Annotated in this window: 22 protein-coding genes; 14 read left to right on the forward strand and 8 right to left on the reverse strand. The window is 70.9% G+C overall.

What is annotated here, in order from left to right; all coding sequences use genetic code 11:
* Window positions 1-75 precede the first annotated feature (75 nt).
* The 6 genes from tsf (at window position 76) to rlmN (ending at window position 5035) form a co-directional block, all read left to right on the forward strand.
* Window positions 76-915: a translation elongation factor Ts gene (tsf, locus tag ACIHEI_RS31800; RefSeq protein WP_387649333.1), complete on the forward strand. Its 840-nt coding sequence runs from the start codon at window positions 76-78 to the stop codon at window positions 913-915.
* A gap of 287 nt (window positions 916-1202) precedes the next feature.
* Window positions 1203-1958 (forward strand): UMP kinase, encoded by a 756-nt coding sequence (gene pyrH, locus ACIHEI_RS31805; RefSeq protein ID WP_387649334.1) that lies wholly within the window; start codon window positions 1203-1205, stop codon window positions 1956-1958.
* A gap of 81 nt (window positions 1959-2039) precedes the next feature.
* Window positions 2040-2597: a ribosome recycling factor gene (frr, locus tag ACIHEI_RS31810; protein WP_014138333.1), complete on the forward strand. Its 558-nt coding sequence runs from the start codon at window positions 2040-2042 to the stop codon at window positions 2595-2597.
* 142 nt (window positions 2598-2739) lie between these two features.
* Entirely contained in the window at window positions 2740-3606 is an 867-nt protein-coding gene (locus ACIHEI_RS31815; RefSeq protein WP_396609137.1) for a phosphatidate cytidylyltransferase, read from the forward strand.
* A 99-nt stretch (window positions 3607-3705) separates the two neighbouring features.
* Window positions 3706-3894 (forward strand): hypothetical protein, encoded by a 189-nt coding sequence (locus ACIHEI_RS31820; protein ID WP_392955349.1) that lies wholly within the window; start codon window positions 3706-3708, stop codon window positions 3892-3894.
* Between the two features lie 40 nt (window positions 3895-3934).
* Entirely contained in the window at window positions 3935-5035 is a 1101-nt protein-coding gene (rlmN, locus tag ACIHEI_RS31825) for a 23S rRNA (adenine(2503)-C(2))-methyltransferase RlmN (RefSeq protein WP_387649339.1), read from the forward strand.
* A gap of 59 nt (window positions 5036-5094) precedes the next feature.
* Here rlmN and ACIHEI_RS31830 read toward each other — a convergent pair whose 3' ends face one another.
* The 4 genes from ACIHEI_RS31830 to ACIHEI_RS31845 form a co-directional block, all read right to left on the reverse strand.
* Window positions 5095-6234 (reverse strand): hypothetical protein, encoded by a 1140-nt coding sequence (locus ACIHEI_RS31830; protein ID WP_396609138.1) that lies wholly within the window; start codon window positions 6232-6234, stop codon window positions 5095-5097.
* 9 nt (window positions 6235-6243) lie between these two features.
* The gene (locus ACIHEI_RS31835; RefSeq protein WP_396609139.1) at window positions 6244-6951 is read right to left on the reverse strand and encodes an ABC transporter ATP-binding protein; all 708 of its coding nucleotides are present in this window, start codon (window positions 6949-6951) and stop codon (window positions 6244-6246) included.
* 214 nt (window positions 6952-7165) lie between these two features.
* Entirely contained in the window at window positions 7166-8560 is a 1395-nt protein-coding gene (locus ACIHEI_RS31840; RefSeq protein ID WP_387649345.1) for an aspartate aminotransferase family protein, read from the reverse strand.
* Window positions 8557-9030 carry an Lrp/AsnC family transcriptional regulator gene (locus ACIHEI_RS31845; protein WP_014138339.1) on the reverse strand — a complete coding sequence of 158 codons (474 nt, stop codon included), beginning with the start codon at window positions 9028-9030 and terminating at the stop codon, window positions 8557-8559. Before ACIHEI_RS31845 ends, ACIHEI_RS31840 begins: the two co-directional genes overlap by 4 nt.
* Window positions 9031-9296: 266 nt before the next feature.
* Between ACIHEI_RS31845 and ACIHEI_RS31850 the strand changes: the two genes are divergently transcribed.
* From ACIHEI_RS31850 to ACIHEI_RS31870, 5 genes are all read left to right on the forward strand, one after another.
* Complete coding sequence (locus tag ACIHEI_RS31850; protein ID WP_387649349.1) at window positions 9297-10742, forward strand: gamma-aminobutyraldehyde dehydrogenase; 1446 nt, start codon at window positions 9297-9299, stop codon at window positions 10740-10742.
* Window positions 10743-10915: 173 nt separating this feature from the next.
* A complete protein-coding gene (locus tag ACIHEI_RS31855; protein WP_387867674.1) occupies window positions 10916-12274 on the forward strand; it encodes an aspartate aminotransferase family protein in 1359 nt (452 codons plus the stop codon).
* Between the two features lie 209 nt (window positions 12275-12483).
* Complete coding sequence (locus ACIHEI_RS31860; RefSeq protein WP_387649353.1) at window positions 12484-12711, forward strand: hypothetical protein; 228 nt, start codon at window positions 12484-12486, stop codon at window positions 12709-12711.
* Between the two features lie 68 nt (window positions 12712-12779).
* Complete coding sequence (locus ACIHEI_RS31865; protein WP_396609140.1) at window positions 12780-13736, forward strand: WXG100 family type VII secretion target; 957 nt, start codon at window positions 12780-12782, stop codon at window positions 13734-13736.
* Window positions 13733-14350, forward strand: a complete 618-nt coding sequence (locus ACIHEI_RS31870) for a hypothetical protein (protein WP_387867678.1) — start codon at window positions 13733-13735, stop codon at window positions 14348-14350. The genes ACIHEI_RS31865 and ACIHEI_RS31870 overlap by 4 nt, the downstream gene beginning before the upstream one ends.
* 26 nt (window positions 14351-14376) lie before the next feature.
* Here ACIHEI_RS31870 and ACIHEI_RS31875 read toward each other — a convergent pair whose 3' ends face one another.
* Window positions 14377-16023, reverse strand: a complete 1647-nt coding sequence (locus ACIHEI_RS31875) for a PucR family transcriptional regulator (RefSeq protein ID WP_392955362.1) — start codon at window positions 16021-16023, stop codon at window positions 14377-14379.
* A 184-nt stretch (window positions 16024-16207) separates the two neighbouring features.
* Between ACIHEI_RS31875 and ACIHEI_RS31880 the strand changes: the two genes are divergently transcribed.
* From ACIHEI_RS31880 to ACIHEI_RS31890, 3 genes are all read left to right on the forward strand, one after another.
* Complete coding sequence (locus ACIHEI_RS31880) at window positions 16208-17722, forward strand: gamma-aminobutyraldehyde dehydrogenase (RefSeq protein WP_396609141.1); 1515 nt, start codon at window positions 16208-16210, stop codon at window positions 17720-17722.
* A gap of 73 nt (window positions 17723-17795) precedes the next feature.
* Complete coding sequence (locus ACIHEI_RS31885; protein ID WP_396609142.1) at window positions 17796-18557, forward strand: hypothetical protein; 762 nt, start codon at window positions 17796-17798, stop codon at window positions 18555-18557.
* A gap of 106 nt (window positions 18558-18663) precedes the next feature.
* Window positions 18664-20187 carry a CoA-acylating methylmalonate-semialdehyde dehydrogenase gene (locus ACIHEI_RS31890; protein WP_387649369.1) on the forward strand — a complete coding sequence of 508 codons (1524 nt, stop codon included), beginning with the start codon at window positions 18664-18666 and terminating at the stop codon, window positions 20185-20187.
* A 59-nt stretch (window positions 20188-20246) separates the two neighbouring features.
* Here the strand turns inward: ACIHEI_RS31890 and ACIHEI_RS31895 are convergent, their stop codons facing one another.
* The 3 genes from ACIHEI_RS31895 to ACIHEI_RS31905 are packed head-to-tail and all read right to left on the reverse strand — an operon-like array spanning window position 20247 to window position 22632.
* Window positions 20247-20888, reverse strand: coding sequence for a TetR/AcrR family transcriptional regulator (locus ACIHEI_RS31895; protein WP_396609143.1), 642 nt, complete (start codon window positions 20886-20888; stop codon window positions 20247-20249).
* Window positions 20889-20920: 32 nt separating this feature from the next.
* Complete coding sequence (locus ACIHEI_RS31900; RefSeq protein WP_392955372.1) at window positions 20921-21658, reverse strand: DUF4166 domain-containing protein; 738 nt, start codon at window positions 21656-21658, stop codon at window positions 20921-20923.
* Entirely contained in the window at window positions 21655-22632 is a 978-nt protein-coding gene (locus ACIHEI_RS31905) for a hypothetical protein (protein ID WP_396609144.1), read from the reverse strand. The genes ACIHEI_RS31900 and ACIHEI_RS31905 overlap by 4 nt, the downstream gene beginning before the upstream one ends.
* Between the last annotated feature and the right edge of the window lie 214 nt (window positions 22633-22846).

Consider the following 22846-nt stretch of genomic DNA (forward strand, 5'->3'; position numbering starts at 1 on the left):
CCGTGCCGGGGTACCGCACCCCGGGCCCCGGCACTTTCCCACGCAGACACGCGAGACGTGAGAAGAGATCACACGATGGCGAACTTCACCGCCGCGGACGTCAAGAAGCTCCGTGAGCTCACCGGCGCCGGCATGATGGACTGCAAGAAGGCTCTGGACGAGGCCGAGGGCGACGTTCAGAAGGCCGTCGAGCTCCTGCGCATCAAGGGCCAGAAGGGCGTTGCGAAGCGCGAGGGCCGTGACGCCTCCAACGGCGCCGTCGCCGCGCTGATCGCCGAGGACAAGAAGTCCGGCGTTCTGGTCGAGCTGAACTGCGAGACCGACTTCGTCGCCAAGGGTGGCAAGTTCGTCGAGGTCGCCGACGCGATCGCCGCGCACGTTGCCGCCACCTCCCCGGCCGACCTGGAGGCCGCGCTGGCTTCCGAGATCAACCCGGGCCAGACCGTCCAGCAGTTCGTGGACGAGGCCAACGCGACCCTGGGCGAGAAGATCGTCTTCCGTCGCTTCGCGCAGTTCGACAACGACGGCTTCGTCGGCGTCTACATGCACAAGTCGGACCCGGACCTGCCGCCGACCATCGGTGTCCTCGTCGAGCTCGACCAGGAGAACGCCGAGACCGCCAAGGACGTCGCGCAGCACATCGCCGCGTTCGCGCCGAAGTACCTCTCCCGCGAGGAGATCCCGGCCGAGGAGCTCGAGAACGAGCGCCGCGTCGCCGAGGCCACCGCGCGCGAGGAGGGCAAGCCCGAGGCTGCCCTGCCGAAGATCGTCGAAGGCCGCGTGACCGGCTTCGTCAAGGAGAACGCCGTCCTGGAGCAGGCGTTCGCCAAGGACAACAAGAAGTCCGTCGCCAAGGTCCTCGAAGAGGCCGGCGTCACCCTCAAGCGCTTCGTTCGCTTCCGCGTCGGCGCCTGAGACCGTTCCGCGCAGTTCCTCCCCGCCAGGACCGGCCCCGGGCCGGACATAAGGTAGGAGGACACGCCCGTCCGTAAGGACGGAGGAACGCGCCGACCGCGCCCTCCAGCACCCCGTGGGGGCGGCGTCGGCACCATGAACGACGAGGAGGCCATTGCCGTGCAGGAGACCGTACCGGTTCCCGCGGCAGTGGCCTCCTCGCGTATACACGGCACCGGGCCCGCACGCCCGGCGTCGTGAGTAGCACTTGCAGATCTGCTGACCAGCAGGCGGAGAAGGGAAAGTCCATGCAGGAGACGCAGGAGACCGCACCGGACGGCACCCGCCGCCGGGTACTGCTCAAGCTGTCCGGCGAGGCGTTCGCCGGCGGAGGCGGCCTCGGCGTCGACCCGGACGTGGTGCACGCCATCGCCCGTGAGATCGCCACGGTGGTGCGCGCGGGAACGGAGGTCGCCATCGTGATCGGCGGCGGCAACTTCTTCCGCGGCGCCGAACTCCAGCAGCGCGGCATGGACCGGGCCCGTTCCGACTACATGGGCATGCTGGGCACCGTGATGAACTGCCTCGCGCTCCAGGACTTCCTGATCAAGGAGGGCATGGAGACCCGCGTGCAGACCGCCATCACGATGGGCCAGGTCGCCGAGCCGTACCTGCCGCTGCGCGCCATCCGGCACCTGGAGAAGGGCCGCGTGGTGATCTTCGGCGCGGGCATGGGCATGCCCTACTTCTCCACCGACACCACCGCCGTGCAGCGCGCCCTGGAGATCCACGCCGACGTCCTGCTGATGGGCAAGAACGGCGTCGACGGGGTCTACGACTCCGACCCGCGCACCAACCCCGCCGCGGTCCGGTTCGACGCGCTGGACTACACCGAGGTGATCTCCCGCGACCTCAAGGTCGCCGACCTGACCGCGATCACCCTGTGCAAGGACAACCGCCTGCCGATCCTGGTCTTCGAGCTGCTCGCCGAAGGCAATATCGCCCGTGCGGTCAAGGGTGAGAAGATCGGCACACTCATCAGCGAGGACTCCGCCCAGGCCTAGCCGCCGGGGGCACTGAGTAGCAACAGCCGTCCGGGGCACCGGTACGGAACAACAGCAGATGAACCGGACAGGGAGCACACAGTGATTGACGAGACCCTCCTCGAGGCCGAGGAAAAGATGGAGAAGGCCGTCGGGGTCGCCAAGGACGACCTTGCCGCCATCCGTACCGGCCGTGCACACCCGGCGATGTTCGCCAAGATCGTCGCGGAGTACTACGGCGCCCTGACGCCGATCAACCAGCTGGCCTCGTTCTCCGTCCCGGAGCCGCGGATGGCCATGGTCACCCCGTTCGACAAGACCGCGCTGAAGGCCATCGAGACCGCGATCCGCGACTCGGACCTGGGCGTCAACCCGTCGAACGACGGCTCCGTCATCCGGGTGGTGCTCCCGCAGCTCACCGAGGAGCGCCGCCGCGAGTACATCAAGCAGGCCCGCGGCAAGGGCGAGGACGCCAAGGTCTCGGTCCGTTCCATCCGCCGCAAGGCGAAGGACGCGATCGACAAGCTGGTCAAGGACAAGGAGATCGGCGAGGACGACGGCCGCCGCGGCGAGAAGGAGCTCGACGACCTGACCGCCAAGTTCGTGGCGCAGATCGACGAGCTGCTCAAGCACAAGGAAGCCGAGCTGCTGGAGGTCTGACCCCAGACCCCGCGCGTACGCCCCGGTCCGGCGGCTCTGTCCGCCCGGCCCGGGGCGCGGCTCGACCCGGGCCGGCACCAAACGGGTCACTCGCGGCGGCCTCCGGTATGGCACAGGGGGCGGCGCGGCACAGACTCAGTTCATGCCCCCCGCCCAGGAGACCTCCGTGGCCCAAACCGACCAGCAGCCCCGCAAGCCGCGCGGCGGCCGCAACCTGCCCGCCGCGATAGGTGTGGGAGTCGGCCTCGGGGCGGTGATCGCGGCCTCGCTGTTCGTGGTCAAGGCGGTCTTCATGGTGGTGGTGGCCGCCGCCGTCGCCGTCGGCATCTGGGAGCTCACCAGCCGGCTCGCCGAACGCAAGGACATCCACGTCCCGCAGATCCCGCTGCTGGTCGGCGGCGTCGGCATGGTGGTGACCGGCTACTTCGAGGGCGGCCAGTGGGCCGCCGCGATCCTGGCGCTGACCGGCCTGGCGATGATGGTCGCCCGGATGTCCACGCCGCCGGAGAACTACCTGCGCGACATAACGGCAGGTGTGTTCACCGCGTTCTACGTGCCCTTCCTGGCGACCTTCGTCGCGCTGATGCTGTCCGCCGAGGACGGCGCCTGGCGGATCCTGCTGTTCCTGGTCGTCACGATCTGTTCGGACACCGGCGCGTACGCCGTCGGCTACAAGTTCGGGCGGACCAAGCTCGCCCCGACCATCAGCCCCGGCAAGACCCGCGAGGGCCTGGCGGGCGGCATCGGCCTGTCGATGATCGCCGGCGCGCTGCTGATGCACTTCCTGATCGACGGCGGCGCCTGGTGGCAGGGCCTGATCCTGGGCGGCTGCGCGGCCGTCACCGCGACCCTCGGCGACCTCGCCGAGTCCATGATCAAGCGCGACCTCGGCATCAAGGACATGGGCACCCTGCTCCCCGGCCACGGCGGCATCATGGACCGCCTGGACTCGCTGCTCCCGACCGCCCCGGTGGTCTGGCTGCTGCTCACGGTCTTCGTCGGCAACTGACGCGCGCGCGACCGCTACGGCCTCCGGTTTCCGGGGGCCGTTTTTCGGTTGAGCGCGGGCCGTCGGCCCGCTACCGTCCGCTGTGGCATAGGGGGTGCGATGAGCAGACGGCGGTACGTGGCACGCGGCGTCCCGGGCGGGTACCGGATCTGGGACAACCGGTCGCGGCGGTGGTGGGGAGACCTGTACGAGCTGTGCCCGGACGATCTGGTGGCGGGCCTGAACGCGGGAGTCGACCATCCGACGCTGACGGCGCTGCTCAAGCGGTACCGGGCGGCGAAGAGGTAGCGACGGGGCAGGGTCCGCGGTCTGCGACACTGGATGAACCATGCCTAAGCCCGGAGAACTGACCTTTGTCGCGCCGCGTGGCGCCAAGCCCCCGCGACACCTTGCCGACCTCAGCCCTGCCGAGCGCAAGGAGGCCGTCGCCGAGCTGGGCGAACAGCCGTTCCGCGCGAAGCAGCTGTCGAACCACTACTTCGGCCGGATGTCGAACGACCCGGAGAGCTGGACGGACATTCCGGCGGCCAGCCGGGGCAAGCTGACCGAAGCGCTGCTGCCCGAGCTGATGTCGGTGGTGCGGCACGTGTCGTGCGACGACGACGCGACCCGCAAGACGCTGTGGAAGCTGTTCGACGGCACGCTGGTCGAGTCGGTGCTGATGCGGTACCCGGACCGGGTGACGATGTGCATCAGCTCGCAGGCCGGCTGCGGCATGAACTGCCCGTTCTGCGCGACCGGCCAGGCCGGGCTGACCCGGAACCTGTCGACGGCCGAGATCGTCGAGCAGATCGCCGCCGGCATGCGCGACCTGAAGACCGGGACGGTTCCCGGCGGCGAGGCCCGGCTGTCCAACGTGGTGTTCATGGGCATGGGCGAGCCGCTGGCGAACTACAACCGGGTGCTGTCGGCGATCCGTCGCCTCACCGACCCGGCGCCGGACGGCTTCGGGCTCTCCCAGCGCGGCATCACGGTCTCCACGGTCGGCCTGGTCCCGGCCATGCACCGGTTCGCGGACGAGGGCCTGAGCTGCCGTCTCGCGCTGTCGCTGCACGCCCCCGACGACGAGCTGCGGGACGAGCTGGTCCCGGTGAACACCCGGTGGAAGGTCGCCGAGGTGCTGGACGCCGCGTGGAACTACGCGGAGAAGTCCGGTCGCCGGGTGTCGATCGAGTACGCGCTGATCAAGGACATCAACGACCAGGCGTGGCGGGCGGACCTGCTCGGCCGGCTGATCAAGAACCAGCGGGTGCACGTGAACCTGATCCCGCTCAACCCGACGCCGGGTTCGAAGTGGACGGCCTCCCGCCCGGAGGACGAGCGCGAGTTCGTCCGCCGGCTGCAGGCGCACGGCGTGCCGACCACCGTCCGCGACACCCGCGGCCAGGAGATCGACGGCGCCTGCGGTCAGCTGGCCGCGGCGGGCTGAGGCCGCAGCAGCACGAACGCCCCGGTGGAAACCACCGGGGCGTTCCGCGTTCGTGGGTGCTACCTCAGCGGGCAGAGCGCCAGCGTCAGTCCGCCGGTCACCAGCAGGACGGTGCCGGCGGCGAGGGCGCGCAGGGCGAGGGTGCCGGTGAGCAGGCCGGGCGGGGTGCCGAGCCGGTCCAGGGTGGCGAGGGTGGTGCGGCGGTCGGCGCGCAGTTCCAGCAGCCGGGCGGCGAGCGCGGCGACGGCGCAGGCCAGGATCAGCAGCCCCTCGACCAGGGTGAGGGTGGGGACGTCGGCGTCGGCGCGGGCCCACTCGCGGCCGGCCACCAGCAGCAGCGCCGCGATCGCGGTGAGCACGGCCAGCGGCGTGCCGAGGCGGGGTGCCTGGGCGGTGAGCGCGCGGCCGGCCAGCAGGCGCATCGGCGCGGGCCGGCGGATCACCATCAGCCGTCCGGCGAGGGCGAGCAGCGGGCCGGTCCACAGGGCGAGCGCGAGGGCGGCGAGCGTCCAGCCGGCCAGCAGGGCGGGGCTGGTGGCGGGCAGGCCGCCGGGCAGGTCGAGGGTCTTTTCGGCGTCGGTGGCGCCGGGCCGCAGTCCGTACAGTTCGAGGCCGATGCCGGCGAGCAGCAGCGGGCCCGGCAGGGCGAGCCTCCGGGCGCTCCAGCGAGCCGGGGCGGGTTCGGCGGGGCGGCCGGGCAGGGTGTCGGGGAACCGGACGGCGCAGGCCGCGGAGACTCCGGCGACCAGCGCGGGGACGGCGAGCAGGGTGACGGGTGCGGCGGTGGGCAGCGGGATGCCCAGGCCGATGTCGGAGGCGAGCGAGGGCCCGGCGATGTCGTTGCGCAGCACCAGGAAGAGCAGCAGGGTGAGCCCGGAGCCGAGGGCGTAGGCGAGGGCGATATCGCCGGCGATCAGCAGCCGGATCCGGCGGGGGCCGGCGCCGGCGGCGGTGAGGCCGGTGATCCGCTCGGGGTGCTGGGCGGGGACGGCGCGGGCGGCGACGGCGGCGAACCAGGCGACGGCGGCCAGCGGGGGCAGGCACCACAGCAGCCGGTCGGCGCCGCCGGAGGGTTCGGCCAGGGCCCGGCCGAGGGCGCGCAGCAGGAAGGCGGCGACCACGGCGGCGGCGGTGGCGGTGAGCAGCCAGCGGACCAGGTCGGGGGCGCGGTAGCCGCGGGCGAGTCCGAGATAGTACACGTCGGCCTCTCAGCGCCCGGCGGGGACGGCGGCGGCTTCGGTCGCGATCCGGCCGTCGATCAGGTGGACGGTGCGGTCGGCGTAGCGGGCGAGTTCCGGGTCGTGGGTGGCGAGTACCAGCGTCAGGTGGTGGGAGCGGGCGGCGCTGGTCAGTATCCGCAGGACCTGCTCGCGGGCGTCGCGGTGCAGCGGCGCGGTGGGGTCGTCGGCGAAGACCACGGGCGGCTCGGCGGCGAGGGCGCGGGCGACGGCGATCCGCTGGCGGCGGTCCTGCGGGAGGTCGGCGGGCCGGAGCTTGGCGCAGTCGGCGACGTCGAGGCGGTCGAGCCATTCGGTGGCGGCCCGGTGGGCGGCCCGGTGGCCGGCGCCGGCCAGCAGCAGGGGCAGGGCGACGTTCTCACGGGCGGTCAGTTCCGGTACCAGGTGCGGTTCGGGGCCGACGTAGCCGAAGCGTTCGCGGCGCAGCCGTTCGCGTCCGGCCCGGCCGAGGGTGTGCACGGGGGAGCTGTGGAACCAGACCTCGCCCTCGTCGACCGGGAGTTGCGCGGACAGGCAGCCGAGCAGGGTGGACTTGCCGGAGCCGCGCGGGCCGGTGACGGCGAGCATCTCGCCCTCGCGGACGCGGAGGGAGACGCCGCGCAGTGCGGGGGTGCCGTAGTGGGACTTGACGATCCCTCGGGCCCAGAGCACGTCGTTGTCGGGCGGGGCCGCTGACATGTGATCCATCCAGGTGCCGACGGGGATATGACAGTCGTCAGATTAGAACGATCGGACGGTGGTGCGGGTGCGCCGCACTGGCCCGAACGGGGGCGAATTGCCGCGAAAGCGGCGTGTTGCCCGCAGATTTGCTTCCGGATACGCCGAAGGGCGGTCCCGACGTGAGGAGTCGGGGCCGCCCTTCGGTGGAGGGTGGGGAAGAAAGCTCAGGTGATCAGATCTTCGCCCACGCGTCGGTCAGGCTGGTCCGCAGGATCTGCTCGATCTCGTCGAAGGTCGACTGGTCGGAGATCAGCGGCGGGGCCAGCTGGATGACCGGGTCGCCACGGTCATCGGCACGGCAGTACAGGCCGTTGTCGAACAGCGCCTTCGACAGGAAGCCGTACAGAACGCGCTCGACCTCTTCGTCGTTGAACGACTCCTTGGTGACCTTGTCCTTGACGAGCTCGATGCCGTAGAAGTAGCCGTTACCGCGAACGTCGCCGACGATCGGCAGGTCGCGCAGCTTGTTCAGGGTGCCGAGGAACTTCGACTCGTTGTCGAGGACGTGCTGGTTCAGGCCCTCACGCTCGAAGATGTCGAGGTTGGCCAGCGCCACCGCGGAGGACACCGGGTGACCACCGAAGGTGTAGCCGTGCAGGAAGGTGTTGTCACCCTTGTAGAACGGCTCGGCCAGGCGGTCCGAGATGATCGTGGCGCCGATCGGGGAGTAACCCGAGGTCATGCCCTTGGCGCAGGTGATCATGTCGGGCATGTAGTTGAACTTCTCGGCGCCGAACATGGTGCCCAGGCGGCCGAAGGCGCAGATGACCTCGTCCGAGACCAGCAGCACGTCGTGGCGGTCGCAGATCTCGCGCAGGCGCTGGAAGTACCCGGGCGGCGGCGGGAAGCAGCCACCGGCGTTCTGCACCGGCTCGACGAAGACGGCGGCGACGGTCTCGGCGCCCTCGTTGAGGATGGCCACCTCGATCTCGTCGGCGCACCAGCGGCCGTAGGCCTCGGGGTCGACCGTGCCGTCGGGGCCCTCGAGGAAGGCCGGGGCGCGGTAGATGTTGGTGTTCGGGGCCTTGTGGGTGCCCGGAACCAGCGGCTCGAACGGGGCCTTCAGGCCCGGCAGGCCGGTGATCGACAGGGCGCCCTGCGGGGTGCCGTGGTAGGCGACCGCGCGGGAGATGACCTTGTACTTGGTCGGCTTGCCGGTCAGCTTGAAGTACTGCTTGGCGAGCTTCCACGCGGTCTCGACGGCCTCGCCGCCACCGGTGGAGAAGAAGACCTTGTTCAGGTCGCCCGGGGCGTAGTTGGCCAGGCGCTCGGCCAGCTCGACGGCCTTCGGGTGGGCGTAGCTCCACACCGGGAAGAAGGCGAGCTCCTTGGCCTGCTTGGCAGCGGCCTCGGCCAGCTCCTCGCGGCCGTGGCCGGCCTGGACGACGAACAGGCCGGCGAGCCCGTCGAGGTACTTGCGCCCCTTGTCGTCCCAGACGTAGGTGCCCTCGCCCCGGACAATCGTCGGCACGGGGGAGTTCTCGTACGACGACATGCGGGTGAAGTGCATCCACAGGTGGTCGTAGGCGGTCTTGGAAAGGTCCTTCTGCGCCGGCTCGGCTGTCATCGGGTGCCCCAGGTGTAGGTCTGTTTCCGGAGCTTCAGGTAAACGAAGCTCTCGGTGCTCCGCACGCCGGGAAGCGAGCGGATGCGCTTGTTGATCAGTTCGAGGAGGTGTTCGTCGTCCTCGCACACCAGCTCTGCGAGGAGGTCGAACGAGCCCGCGGTGCAGACCACGTAGTCGACCTCGTCGAACGCGGCCAGCGCGTCCGCGACCGGCTCGATGTCGCCCTCGACCCGGATGCCCACCATCGCCTGGCGGGTGAAGCCGACGGTGAGGGGATCGGTCACGGCGACGATCTGCATCACGCCCTGGTCGAGCAGCTTCTGGACGCGCTGTCGAACGGCCGCCTCGGACAGGCCTACAGCCTTGCCGATGGCGGCGTACGGACGGCGCCCGTCCTCCTGGAGTTGCTCGATGATCGCCTTGGAGGCGGCGTCGAGGGGAACGCTGGCGTTCCGGTCACGGTTGGCCACGCCGACACTGTGCCCGACATGGCAAGGATTCGCAAGCGGTGATGCTGCTGATTTCGTCGTCCATTCGATGATCAAGAACGAAATGCGTGGCGCTCCGGGCGGGTCCCTGTCGATTCCGGCAGTGCCGGAGGTAGTCTGACGACGTACACGCGCGAGCGTGCACACCGCCGATCGTGGCTTGTCGCTGACATGCTGTGTCTGCGCCGGTCCGGAGTAATCTGGCGCCCGGGGATGCAACGAGGCAGGCCCAGACCGAGGAGAGACCCGTGAGCGAGCTTCGTACGCTGCGCAACTACATCAACGGTGAGTTCGTCGACGCGGCGGACGGCCGCACCCTCGACATCGTCGACCCGACCACGGGTGAGGTGTACGCGACCTCCCCGCTGTCCGGTGCCGCCGACGTGGACGCCGCGATGGAGGCCGCGGCCGCCGCGTTCCCGATCTGGCGGGACTCCACCCCGTCCACCCGGCAGAAGCTGCTGCTCAAGATCGCCGACGCGGTCGAGGCCCGGGCCGACGAGATCGTCGACGCCGAGGTCCGCAACACCGGCAAGCCGCGCGCGCTGACCCTCTCCGAGGAGATCGGCCCGATGGTCGACCAGCTGCGCTTCTTCGCCGGCGCCGCCCGCCTGCTGGAGGGCAAGGCCGCGGGCGAGTACATGGACGGGATGACCTCGATCATCCGGCGCGAGCCGGTCGGCGTCTGCGCGCAGGTCGCGCCGTGGAACTACCCGATGATGATGGCCGTGTGGAAGTTCGCCCCGGCGATTGCCGCGGGCAACGCCGTGGTGCTCAAGCCGTCCGACACCACCCCCGCCTCCACCGTGCTGCTGGCCGAGATCATCGGCGGCGTGCTGAAGGAGATGGAGCTGCCGGCCGGCATCTTCAACGTGATCTGCGGCGACCGTGAGACCGGCCGCCTGATGGTCGAGCACCACACCCCGGCGATGGCCTCCATCACCGGCTCGGTCCGGGCCGGCATGCAGGTCGCCGAGTCCGCCGCGAAGGACGTCAAGCGCGTCCACCTGGAGCTCGGCGGCAAGGCCCCCGTGGTGGTCTTCGACGACGCCGACATCGCCGAGGCCGTCGAGGGCATCTCGGTCGCCGGCTACTTCAACGCCGGCCAGGACTGCACCGCCGCCACCCGCGTGCTGGTGCACGAGTCGATCCACGACGCGTTCGTCGAGGCGCTCGCCAAGGCCGCCAAGGACATCAAGACCGGTGGCGTGGACGACGAGGACGTGCTCTACGGCCCGCTCAACAACGCCAACCAGCTGAAGCAGGTCACCGGCTTCATCGAGCGCCTGCCCGAGCACGCCAAGGTCGAGGCCGGCGGTCACCGGGTCGGCGAGGTCGGCTACTTCTACGCGCCGACCGTGGTCTCCGGCCTGAAGCAGGACGACGAGATCATCCAGAACGAGGTCTTCGGCCCGGTCATCACCGTGCAGAAGTTCACCGACGAGGAGCAGGCCGTCAACTACGCCAACGGCGTCGAGTTCGCGCTCGCCTCCTCGGTGTGGACCAAGGACCACGCCCGCGCGATGCGGATGTCCCGCCGCCTGGACTTCGGCGCGGTGTGGATCAACACCCACATCCCGCTGGTCGCCGAGATGCCGCACGGTGGCTTCAAGAAGTCCGGCTACGGCAAGGACCTGTCGTCCTACGGCTTCGAGGACTACACCCGGATCAAGCACGTCATGACCGCGATCTGACGCGGTAGCGGACGGAAGAGGGGCGCGAGGAACTGGGCCACCGATCATCGCTCTACGTGAGTGCATGGTCGGGCGCGCAGTTCCTCGCGCCCCTTCACGTTGTCAGGGTGCGACACGAGCTCCGTGACACGATGCAGCTGCCCCGGGAGGAGCCGGCTCCCTACGCTGGGCGCATGAGCACTCCCACCGCTGACTCGGTCGCCGGGCAGGCCGTCAAGGCCGCCGATCGTGCGCACGTCTTCCACTCGTGGTCCGCCCAAGCACTGATCGACCCCCTCGCGGTGGCCGGTGCCGAGGGCTCCTACTTCTGGGACTACGACGGCAACCGCTACCTGGACTTCTCCTCGCAGCTGGTGAACACCAACATCGGTCACCAGCACCCGAAGGTGGTCGCCGCGATCCAGGCGAAGGCCGCCCAGCTGTGCACCATCGCCCCGGGCTTCGCCGAGGAGTCGCGCAGCGAGGCCGCGCGGCTGATCGCCGAGCGCACCCCCGGCGACCTGGACAAGATCTTCTTCACCAACGGCGGCGCCGAGGCGAACGAGAACGCGATCCGGATGGCCCGGCTGCACACCGGCCGGCACAAGGTGCTTTCCACCTACCGCTCGTACCACGGCGCCACCGCCAACGCGATCGCCCTGACCGGCGACCCGCGCCGCTGGGCGAACGAGGCCGGCGTCTCCGGCATCGTGCACTTCTGGGGCCCGTACGCCTACCGCTCGAACTTCCACGCCGAGAACGAGGCGCAGGAGTGCGAGCGTGCGCTCGCGCACCTGGAGCAGACCCTCGCGTTCGAGGGCCCCGGTACCGTCGCGGCGATCATCCTGGAGACCGTGGTCGGCACCGCGGGCATCCTGGTGCCGCCGGCCGGCTACCTGGCGGGCGTGCGGGAGATCTGCGACAAGTACGGGATCGTGTTCATCCTGGACGAGGTGATGGCCGGGTTCGGCCGCACCGGCGAGTGGTTCGCCGCCGACCACTGGGGCATCACCCCCGACCTGCTGACCTTCGCCAAGGGCGTCAACTCCGGCTACCTGCCGCTCGGCGGCGTGGCGATCTCCGGGGCGATCGCCGAGACCTTCGCGCAGAAGGCGTTCCCGGGCGGCCTCACCTACTCCGGCCACCCGCTGGCCTGCGCCTCCGCCGTGGCCACGATCAACACGATGGCCGAGGAGGGCATCGTGGAGAACGCCAAGCACATCGGCGAGAACGTGCTCGGCCCCGGCCTGCGCGAGCTGGCGGAGCGGCACCCCTCGATCGGCGAGGTCCGCGGCCTCGGCGTGTTCTGGGCGCTCGACCTGGTGAAGAACCGTGAGACCCGCGAGCCGCTGGTGCCCTACAACGCGGCCGGCGCCGACAACGCGCCGATGGCGCAGCTCGCCGCGGCCTGCAAGCAGCGCGGCCTGTGGCCGTTCACCAACATGAACCGCTTCCACGTGGTCCCGCCGTGCAACATCAGCGAGGAGGACGCCAAGACCGGCCTGGCCGTCCTCGACGAGGTGCTCACCCTCACGGACGCGCACGTGATCTGACGACATGTTGGCAACGAAGGGGCCCCGGGCGACCGCCCGGGGCCCCTTCGTGCTGAAGTCAGCACACGACGCGCAGATATGTATGATGATCGGCTTAAACTTGGCACGATCTTGGGGGAATCATGGGGGGACAGGGCTTTCAGGTTCATCCGGAACAGTTGGAGAGGTACGGGCAACTGATCCACGATCAGATTGCTCGGGTCGAAGCGGTGCGCTCCAGGCTCGCGGGCTTCCCGCTGGCCCCGGAGGACTTCGGCAAGCTGCCCGGCTCCGGATCGCTGCACCAGGCGTACCTGGAGCACGCGCAGGCCGAGGGGCAGAACTTCACCGACCTGACGGAACTGCTCGACGGCGCTGGGGAGGCGCTGCACGGGGTGGCCGGGCACTATCGGGACACCGACGAGGAACTCGCAGTCGGACTGGGGGGCCAGCCGTGAGCAGGCTCGCGATCAACGACTTCGGCCAGGTCGGCGAGGCCTACAAGTGGACCCGGGACCGGGTCGACGTGATCACCGCGCCATTGCCAGACCTGAGCAACCCGGTCAGCGAGGGGCTGGACGCCGGTCTCGACCACATCGTCAAGGCCGCGCTCGACGCCACCGGCCTCATGGGCATGCTGGAGAAGGTCACCGGCAACCTGGCCGAACTGACCGCCGCCGCCCAGGAGTGGCAGGCCCAGGCCAAGGAGATGCGCGCCATTGCCGCAGATCTGCGGGCCGGCGCCGCACCGCTGGCCGAGGACTGGCGCGGCGGCGCCTCCGTATCCTTTGCCGGATACATGGGCGAGGTGGTCGAGAGCATCGACGCGACCGCGGCCGACATGGAGCAGGTCGCACAGATCATCGGGCAGGGCGCGGCCCAGTGCCAGCTCGCCGAGAACCTGGTGATCGGCATCATCCGGGAGGCGATCGAGACCCTGATCGTCAGCCTGGCCGTCATGGTGGTCATCGACATCGTCACGGTCGGCCTGGCCACCATCGTGGAGGCCTTGGTCGCCGAGGCCGAGATCGCGATCTTCATCGCTCGGGTCGAGAAGGTCTCGGTCGACCTCGCCAAGGCGCTGAGGACGCTTCAGAAGGCTGTCAAGGACCTGCGCACCATCGACCGCAACCGTAAGGGCCTGCAGAAGGCGACGGAGGCGGCCAAGGCGGTCCGCAAGATGGGCAAGAAGCCCTTGAAGGCCGGCTGGGGTGTGATCAAGAACGCCGATGACCTGCCGCTGGAGGAGCGCCTGTTGAAGGCGGGCGTGCAGATCGGAGTCAAGCAGGTGTTCTCCCCGATCAAGGGCGGCACCAAGGCGGTGATCGGCGCCGGTGTCGGTGCGGGCGACTACGGCGGCCTGCTCGGGGACACCTTCCGCGACGACCGCAACGTCGACACGGTCACCGGCGCCCTCGACGGTCCCGGCAAGCATCAGCCCTACCGGGTTCCGAAGAACCGCATCGAGGAGGCTTTCGGATGAACCATCTCCCGTACGACACCCCGCCGACGTACGGCACCGTCCAGTACGGCGGACAGCACCTGTCGGAGATCGTCCACCTGCTCGCCCCCGGCGAGCAGGTGCGCGGCATCGTGGACGCCGACCTCTGCGACCTGATCCGCCGCCCCCCGCGCCGCTACCGTAAGGAGCGCTTCGGGCGGGGCGCCGAGGCCGGGGTCGGCTGCCTGTCCGTGGTGCTCGACTTCGGAGGGTTCCTCTCCGACCTGGTCGAGGACTGCACCTGGGGCCTGATCCGCACCTTCCGCCGGCTCTTCCGCGGCCGCGGTCTTACCCGCGGCTGGCAGAGTCAAGCCGGACAGTTCGTCATCGCGGTGCGTTCCGCCCATGGCGACTTCGACAACGACGACGTGCTGATGGTCTTCACCGACCGGCGGATTCTACTGGCCGCCACCGCGGTCAACAGCCGCACCATGTACGCCCTCGGCGACCTGCCCTACGCCCACCTGGTCCGGGTCGAGCCCCGGCACACCTGGCTCTCCAACCGCGCCGACCTGCACCTCGCGGACGGCTCGCTGGCCGCGCTGGAGATCTACGAGGAGGAACTCGCCGGGCTGGTCGCCCTCGGACCGCGCTGATTCCAGGGTGCGTCGCTGACATCGTGTCAGCGGCGCACCGCGTCCAGCGCCAGCAGTGCGACGTGCAGGGAGAGGCAGGACTCCACCTGGTCCAGGTCGACGCCGAGGATGCGTTCGACCTTGTGGAGGCGGTCGTAGAAGGACGGGCGGGACAGGTGGGCGGCGTCCGCGGCGGCGGACTTGTTGCGGCCCTGTTCCAGGTAGATGCGCAGCATCTGCACCAACTGGCCGCCGTGTTCGGCGTCGTGGGCGAGGAGGGGGCCGAGCTCGCGTTCCACGTAGGTCTGCAGGCGCTCGTCGTCGCGCAGCAGGTGCAGGAGGCCGCGCAGGCGGACGTCGGGGAGGCGGTAGTAGGCGGCCCGGCTGCCGGGGGCGTCGTGCAGGGCGGCGTCGGCGACCTGGGTGGCTTCCAGCAGGGCGCGGCGGGCGTCGCGGACCGAGCCCACCGAGGAGCCGACCGCTATGACCGGTTCGGCGGCCGCGCCGTCCCGGCCGGCCTCGGTGGACAGCCGGCGCAGCGCCGCGGCGAAGGCCTCCAGCGAGGTGTGTTCGTCCTGCTGCGAGCCGAGCGCGATCAGGACGCCCACGCCCTCGTCGTCCAGCGCGCCGACCAGGGCGGAGAGCCGGGCGGAGCGGATCGCGGTGGCGGCCAGTTCGGTGAAGTCGCGCAGGCGGGCCTGCGCCTCCAGGGCGGCGGGGAGCGGACCCTGACGCTGCCTCAGCACCACGCCGACCAGGCGGCGGCCCTCCAGCGGGACGCCGAGCGCCTGGGCGCGCAGCGACACCTCGGAGACGGTGAGGGCGTGGGTGAGGATGCCCGACAGCAGGGTGCGGTGGGTCTGCCGCTCCAGCGACTCGCGGTCGCGGACCACCAGCCGGTTCAGCGCGAGGGTGGCCGCGCCGCGCTCCAGCAGCATCGCGTGCTTGTGCGGCATGTCCCGGGGGAGCGGCGCGGGCTCGTCGACCAGTACCAGTCGGCCCCAGTCCTGGCCGCGCGCGCCGACCGTGGTGACCAGCCAGCCCGAGCGCGGGTCGTAGCCGGTGCGGCCGGGCGGGTGGACGCCGCGCGAGCGGTGCTCCCAGTTCTCCAGCAGCTCCTGCTCGCCTCGGCCCGCCGTGTCGTGCGCCAGCACCTGGTGGGCCAGGTTCTCCAGCACCACCGGCGCGCCCGCCATCCGGCCGACCTGCCGGACCACCTCGGAGGGCTCCGCGCCCTCGGTGGCCAGCTCGTTGAACACCTGGTGCACCGCCTCGGACACCCGCAGCTGCTCCAGCTGCGCGTTCACCACCAGCGCGTGCACCGCCTCGGTCACCGCGACGAACTTCAGCTCGCGGCGCAGCACCACCAGCGGCAGGTTGTGACGCTCGGCGGCCGCCACCAGCGCGCGTGGCAGCGAGTCGAAGTAGCGCCGGCCGAACTCGATCACCAGCCCGGCCACCCCGACCTCGGCCAGCTCCCGCACGTACCGGGCCAGCCCCTCCCGGTCCTCCGGGAGCGCGATGCCGGTGGACAGCACCAGCTCACCGCCGTGCAGCAGCCCCGCCAGGTCCGGCAGCTCGCTGACGTGCACCCAGCGCACCGGCCGCTCCAGCGCGGAGGCGCCGGCCACCACCTGGGGCAGGCCGCGCCGCATCACGTCGAGATCGAGCACGCGGGCGACGGTGGGGAGCATCGCGGGTACCTCCAGGGGTTTCAGGGTGTCAAGTGAATCATGCTCGTGAGCAACGCCCTGTCGCCCAGGTGCGGGCCTTGCAGCGTGTAAGGAGGGTCGGGAGGGCCGTTGCTGAGTGACGCTTGCCCCGGCCACCCGAATCGAGGCATCGTCGGCCGGGTCGAGTAGGCAATGGAGGCAACTCATGGACCTGACCAGCTTCAACGACGGCGCGCAGTACATCGCGGGCCGCTTGACCCGAGCCTCCGGCGGTGAGCCGTTCAGCGTGGTCAACCCCGCCGACGGCAGCACCGTCCAGCAGGTCGAGCTCGCCACCACCGCCGATGTCGACGCCGCGGTCGCCGCCGCCCGCGCCGCGTTGCCCGAGTGGTCCGGCGCCACCCCCGGCGCCCGCTCGGAGGCGCTGAACCGGCTGGCCGGCATCCTCGGCGAGCGGGCCGGCCAGTTCGCCCGGGTGGAGACCGCGCAGACCGGCAAGCCGATCAAGCTGTCCACCGAGTTCGACGTCCCCGGCACCATCGACAACACCGCGTTCTTCGCCGGCGCCGCCCGCAACCTCGAAGGCAAGGCCGCCGGCGAGTACAGCGGCGACCACACCTCGTACGTGCGCCGCGAGGCGATCGGCGTGGTCGGCAGCATCGCGCCGTGGAACTACCCGCTGCAGATGGCCGCCTGGAAGATCCTCCCGGCCATCGCGGCCGGCAACACCATCGTCCTCAAGCCCGCCGAGCTCACCCCGCTCACCTCGCTGATGTTCGCCCGGGCCTGCACCGACGCCGGCATCCCCGACGGCGTCGTCAACGTCATCACCGGCGCCGGACGCACCGCCGGCGAGCATCTGATCGGCCACCCCGACGTCGCCATGGTGTCCTTCACCGGCTCCACCGCCGTCGGCAAGCGGGTCGCCGAGATCGCCACCGCCACCGTCAAGCGCACCCACCTCGAACTTGGCGGCAAGGCCCCGTTCGTGGTCTTCGACGACGCCGACCTGGACGCCGCCGTGCACGGCGCCGTCGCCGGCTCGCTGATCAACAGCGGCCAGGACTGCACCGCCGCCACCCGCGCCTACGTCCAGCGCCCGCTGTACGACGCCTTCGTGGCCGGCGTCGCCGAGCTGTACGCCGCGATCCGCCTCGGCGACCCGATGAACCCGCAGACCGACCTGGGCCCGCTGGTCTCCTTCGCCCACCGCGACCGCGTCGCCGGCTTCGTCGAACGCGCCCGTGCCTACGCCACCGTGGTCACCGGAGGCCCCGCCGACGGCAAGGGCCACGACGGCGCCGACCTCACCCTCGGCGCCTACTACCGCCCCACTCTGATCGCCGGCGCCGCCCAGGACAGCGAGGTCGTCCAGGGCGAGATCTTCGGCCCTGTGCTCGTCGTGCTGCCCTTCGACAGCGACGAGGAGGGCCTGCGGCTCGCCAACGACACCCCCTACGGCCTGGCCGCCTCCGCCTGGACCCGCGACATCCACCGCTCGCTGCGCGCCACCCGGGAGATCGCCGCCGGCTGCGTCTGGGTGAACGACCACATCCCGATCATCAGCGAGATGCCGCACGGCGGATACAAGGCCTCCGGCTACGGCAAGGACATGTCGCAGTACTCGCTGGACGAGTACACCCAGGTCAAGCACGTCATGTTCGACACCACCGCGGTCGCCCGCAAGGACTGGCACCGCACCATCTTCGGCGACCGCTGACCACGCGGGCGGCGCAGCGTGTCGTGCAGCTGCGCCGCCGCACCGGGCGGCCCGGGCGGCCCACACTGTCCCCATGGACACCAGCACCGCCGACCCCGGGCCACCCGCCCTGGACCCGCACGCCGACCGCACCCGGCTGCTCACCGACGCCCAGCCGTACTGCCTGCAGCACGCCCTCGCACTCGCCGGAGCCGACGCGCTCCGGCTGCACGGCCTGCCCGTCCGGCTGCACGGCACCGACCTGCTGCTGGTCTGCGCCGGCGGCCCGCCGCTCGCCGACCTCGCCACCGGACTCGCCGAAACGCTGCGCGCCGCCGGACGCCGCACCGAGGACACCCCCGGCACCGCCCGCCGCCACCAACTCGCCGTCACCGCCTCCGGAGGACTCGGGCTCCCGGACCCGGCCCGGCCCGCGCTCGGCATCGAACTGCGGCGCGAACCGCTGCGCCACCCGCCGGTGCTGTCCGACGGCGCCCCGCTCCCGGTCGCCGCGCTGGAGGACACCGCCGCGCTCGCCGTCCTCACCCTCTGCGAACGCGCGCTGCCCACCGACCTGTTCGCCCTGCACGCCCTGACCGCCCGGCTGCGCGAAGGCCAACTCCTCGCCCTGGCAGGCGCGTTCGACGAGGAGTTCACCCCCGGGATGCTCGCCGACCGGCTGGAGAGCGCCGCCGCGCTGCTCCCGGCCGGCGCCGCCGACATCCGGCAGTGGGCCGAGACCTGGGCCCAGGACCTGCGGCTCGACCTGCTGGAGACCACCGAACTCGCCGACGGGCTGCACGACCCCTACCTGGACGCCGGAGACGAGAATTCCGAGGCTCCCGACGACCTGTAAGGGTGAATCGCGGTTCTCCGTCAGGGTGCTCGTTGAGTGGACCAAGTACGCGGAGCAGACTGGACAACGAGCGCGGGACGTCCGTGGACAGTCGGAGGCAGAGACCTTGAGCAAGCACATCACGCACTGGATCGGCGGCCAGCCCGTCGCCACCGCCGGAACCGCGCCCCGCCGGGGCGACATCTTCGACCCGGCCACCGGGCAGACCACCGGCCAGGTCGACTTCGCCGAGATCGCCGAGGTCGACCAGGCGGTCGCCGCGGCCGCCCAGGCCTTCACCAGCTGGCGCAAGGCGTCCATCGCCAAGCGCACCCAGGTGCTGTTCAACTTCCGCGAGCTGTTCAACGCCCGCAAGGACGAACTCGCCGCGATCATCGTCGCCGAGCACGGCAAGGTGCACTCCGACGCCCTCGGCGAGCTCGCCCGCGGCCAGGAAGTCGTCGAGTACGCCTGCGGCATCCCGCAGCTGATCAAGGGCGGCTTCACCGAGCAGGCCTCCACCGGCGTCGACGTCTACTCGATCCGCCAGCCGCTCGGCCCGGTCGCCATCATCTCGCCGTTCAACTTCCCGGCCATGGTGCCGATGTGGTTCTTCCCGATCGCGATCGCGGCCGGCAACACGGTCGTCCTGAAGCCCTCGGAGAAGGACCCGTCCGCCGCCAACTTCATCGCCGAACTGTGGAAGGAAGCGGGCCTGCCCGACGGCGTCTTCAACGTCGTGCACGGCGACAAGGTCGCGGTCGACCGCCTGCTGGAGCACCCCGACATCAAGTCGGTCTCCTTCGTCGGCTCCACCCCCATCGCCCGCTACGTGTACGAGACCGGCACCCGCTACGGCAAGCGCGTGCAGGCCCTCGGCGGCGCCAAGAACCACATGCTGGTGCTCCCCGACGCCGACCTCGACCTGGCCGCCGACGCCGCCATCAACGCCGGCTTCGGCGCGGCCGGCGAGCGTTGCATGGCCGTCTCCGTGCTCGTCGCCGTCGACCCGATCGGTGACGAACTCGTCGCCAAGATCAAGGAGCGGATGGCCACCCTCAAGGTCGGCCCCGGCTGCAACGGCGACTCCGAGATGGGCCCGCTGGTCACCGGCCAGCACCGCGACAAGGTCACCTCCTACGTCGAGTCCGGCGTCGCCGATGGTGCCGAACTCGCCGTCGACGGCCGCAAGCACGCCATCACCGGCGAGGACGCCTCGGGCGCCCCCACCGCCGACGGCTTCTGGCTCGGCCCCACCCTCTTCGACCACGTCAAGCCGGGCATGTCCGTCTACAACGACGAGATCTTCGGCCCGATCCTGTCGATCGTCCGGGTCCCCTCCTACGACGAGGGCCTGGAACTGATCAACAACAACCCGTACGGCAACGGCACCGCCATCTTCACCAACGACGGCGGCGCGGCCCGGCGCTTCCAGAACGAGGTCGAGGTCGGCATGGTCGGCATCAACGTGCCGATCCCCGTTCCCGTCGCCTACTACTCGTTCGGCGGCTGGAAGGCCTCGCTGTTCGGCGACAGCCACGCGTACGGCGCCGACGGCGTCCAGTTCTTCACCCGCGGCAAGGCCGTCACCCAGCGCTGGCTCGACCCCTCGCACGGCGGCATCAACCTCGGCTTCCCCACCAACAGCTGAGAACGCCGTACGAGCCGAACGGCCGGCCCCCTGCCCGGGGCCGGCCGTTCGGCGTTCCGCTATTCCGTGCTGTTGTTCTTCACCTGCCGGCGCACCGTCGCCCGCACCGCACGCGACACCACCGGGCCGAGGCCGTCCACCACCTCGACCAGCACCCCCAGCTGGTCCAGCGCCCCGAACGCGCCCGCCGCGCCCGTCGGGTCCACACCGTCGTACAGCTCCAGGCCGATGAACCCGGCCGTCACCGCCTGCGCCAGCCCCTTCAGGTCGAGGAACCCCGCCAGCGGATGACCGACGAACAGCCGGACCAGGACGGCCTCGATCTCCACCGTCCACAGTTGCAGCGCCTCGGCCGTCACCTCCGCGAGCTGCGGATAGCCCTTCGCCCCCGCCAGGAACTGCCCCAGCAGCGCGACGTTCCCCTCCTCCTGCTCCCGCGCATGCAGCTCCCGGCCGACCGTCAGCAACTCGCGCAGCGACCGCACCTCCGCGAACCGCTCGCGGTACCGCTCCAGCCGCAGACCCGTCTCGCGCAGCGCCGCCGCAGCGAGCAGCCCCTCCACCGTCTTGAAGTGGTAGAACACCAGCGCCTGATTGGCCCCGATCTCCCCGGCGATGGTCCGCGCCGACACCCCCGCGATCCCCTGCCGCTTGAGCGCACTGATCGCCGCATCCATCAACCGCTCACGTGTGTCGCTCATGGGCCGCAGCGTAGTCGCCGGTCGTTGTCGCACTACATGCGGAAGCTCTCGCGCACCGGACGGACATGACGCGGAATCCCCTCCGCCCCCACCCGCGGGTACTCCGCCGTGAACCACCCCTGGTACCCCAGCACCAGCCCCACCAGCGGATTGCTCACCCGCACCTTGATCCGGAACCGCCCCGCCTCGTCGTCGAACCACTCGTGCAACTCCGCCCGCCCCGTCAGCAACTCAGGCACCACCGGCGCCCCCACCAGCGGCGCCAAACGCTGCGCCGCCGAGGAGATCGTCAATCCGCCACGCGCTGTCACCCCCAGCCGCAGATCCACCGCCAGCTCCTGATGCGTGCCCAGATAGTCGAGCACCGTCCCCGGCCGGCCCGCCGCCGCGACCATCGTCGCGTCGAACCGCCGCGGCCGGGTGAACTGGAACGTCCGCACGAACGTCACCGTCTCCCGCCCGAACCCGTCCCGGTACGCGTAATTGGCGATCGTGAACGGAATGTCCCGCCCCTGCTCCGGAAACAGGATGTTGCGGCGCGCTCCCACACGGAGAAACGGCACCAGCAGCCGCGACCCGCGCTCGATCCGATCCATCCGTCCCGTGCCGATGCAGGCGATCCCATCCGCACTGGAGAAGCCGAACCGGCGCTGCAACTCCGGGTGCAGACGCTCGAAGTCCGCGCCGAGCGCCGCATGGAAGATCGAACGAGTCGGAGCCGCGGCGGCGGGGGAGCCGGCCGGGTCGGTGACGGCAAGGGTGACTGTCATGGCTGCTCCAGGGTGGTCGTGCCCAGGTTCCTGCTGGGTCGGCGTGGGGAGAGGTGCTTCCGGCTCGTAGAACTCGTAGAAGGAGCGGGCCGGTCGGACGGTGGGGCGAGCGCCGTCAGGAGACGGGGCGCGCGGGCGGCGGCCCGGCCGCGAACACCCGGGCGCGGGCGACGACGACAGCGGCGGGCAGCCGGAGTGAGCGGCGAGGGCGGGACGAGCGCCGCGAACACCAGCACCACCCCCGCCGTGAGCACGCCCGCGACGGCCTGCCCCGTGACCGCCGCATCCACCACCCCCGCCAGCGCCACAGCTCCCGCCCGGACCGCCACCTCGGCCAGCCCGTGCCACAACGCCCGCTCCGGCGAGATCCCGCGCTCCACCCACAGCCGCAGCCGGTCGAACGACCAGGCCGTCAGCCACCCCACGAACGGCCGCACCAGCCAGCGGTCCAGCTGCGCACCGCCGGGCCAACGCCAGCTGCGGTAGTCGTAGCCGGTGACGAACGCGAAGTGGGGCTCTCCGTCCGCTGACGTCCCATCAGCCGCCGGGTCCTCGGCGCCGCTGGGCAGGTAGCGCCAGTACCCCGCACCCTCCCGCAGCGGGGACCAGCCCGAGTCGGACGCGAAGCGCAACGCACTCACCCGCTGCCCGTCCGGTCGCCGCCTCTCGGCCGTGGTGACCCCGCTTCCCGTCAGCGCCGGCCCGCTTGCCAGCCCCAGCAGGTACCGGAACCGGACCGGCTCCGCTCCCTCCGCCGTCCCCTCCTCCGCACCGGACTCGGGCGGGTGCTCGCTCCGGGTGCTCTGCGCGCTCTGCTCGCTCGGGGAGTTCAGGTAGTCGATGCGGCTGAATCGGGCGTCCCATCGCTGGTGGTGCCACGGCCGCTGGGTTAGCTCCCAGAGCGTGTCCAGATCCGTGCGGATCGACAGTTCCACATAGATCGGTTTGGTCGGGCGTCGCCCCTGACCAGGCATGAATGTCCCCTTGTTGCGAGTTTGAGCGATCGCTCAACGCTTGGCGCGGCCATCATGGCAGAGATTTGAGCGACTGCTCAAGAGTTGGCGCTGCGGGGTGATGGCGGGGCGCCCGCGGGAGGTGTTTGCGCCTGGGGCGGATCCGGCGTAGTGTTCACTGGTCGCTCGGCAGGGAGCACCGGACACGCAATCTGTGTGGACGGTCCCGGGGCGG

It is taken from the genome of Kitasatospora sp. NPDC051984, from assembly GCF_044593455.1.
In the GTDB taxonomy this organism is placed as follows: domain Bacteria; phylum Actinomycetota; class Actinomycetes; order Streptomycetales; family Streptomycetaceae; genus Kitasatospora.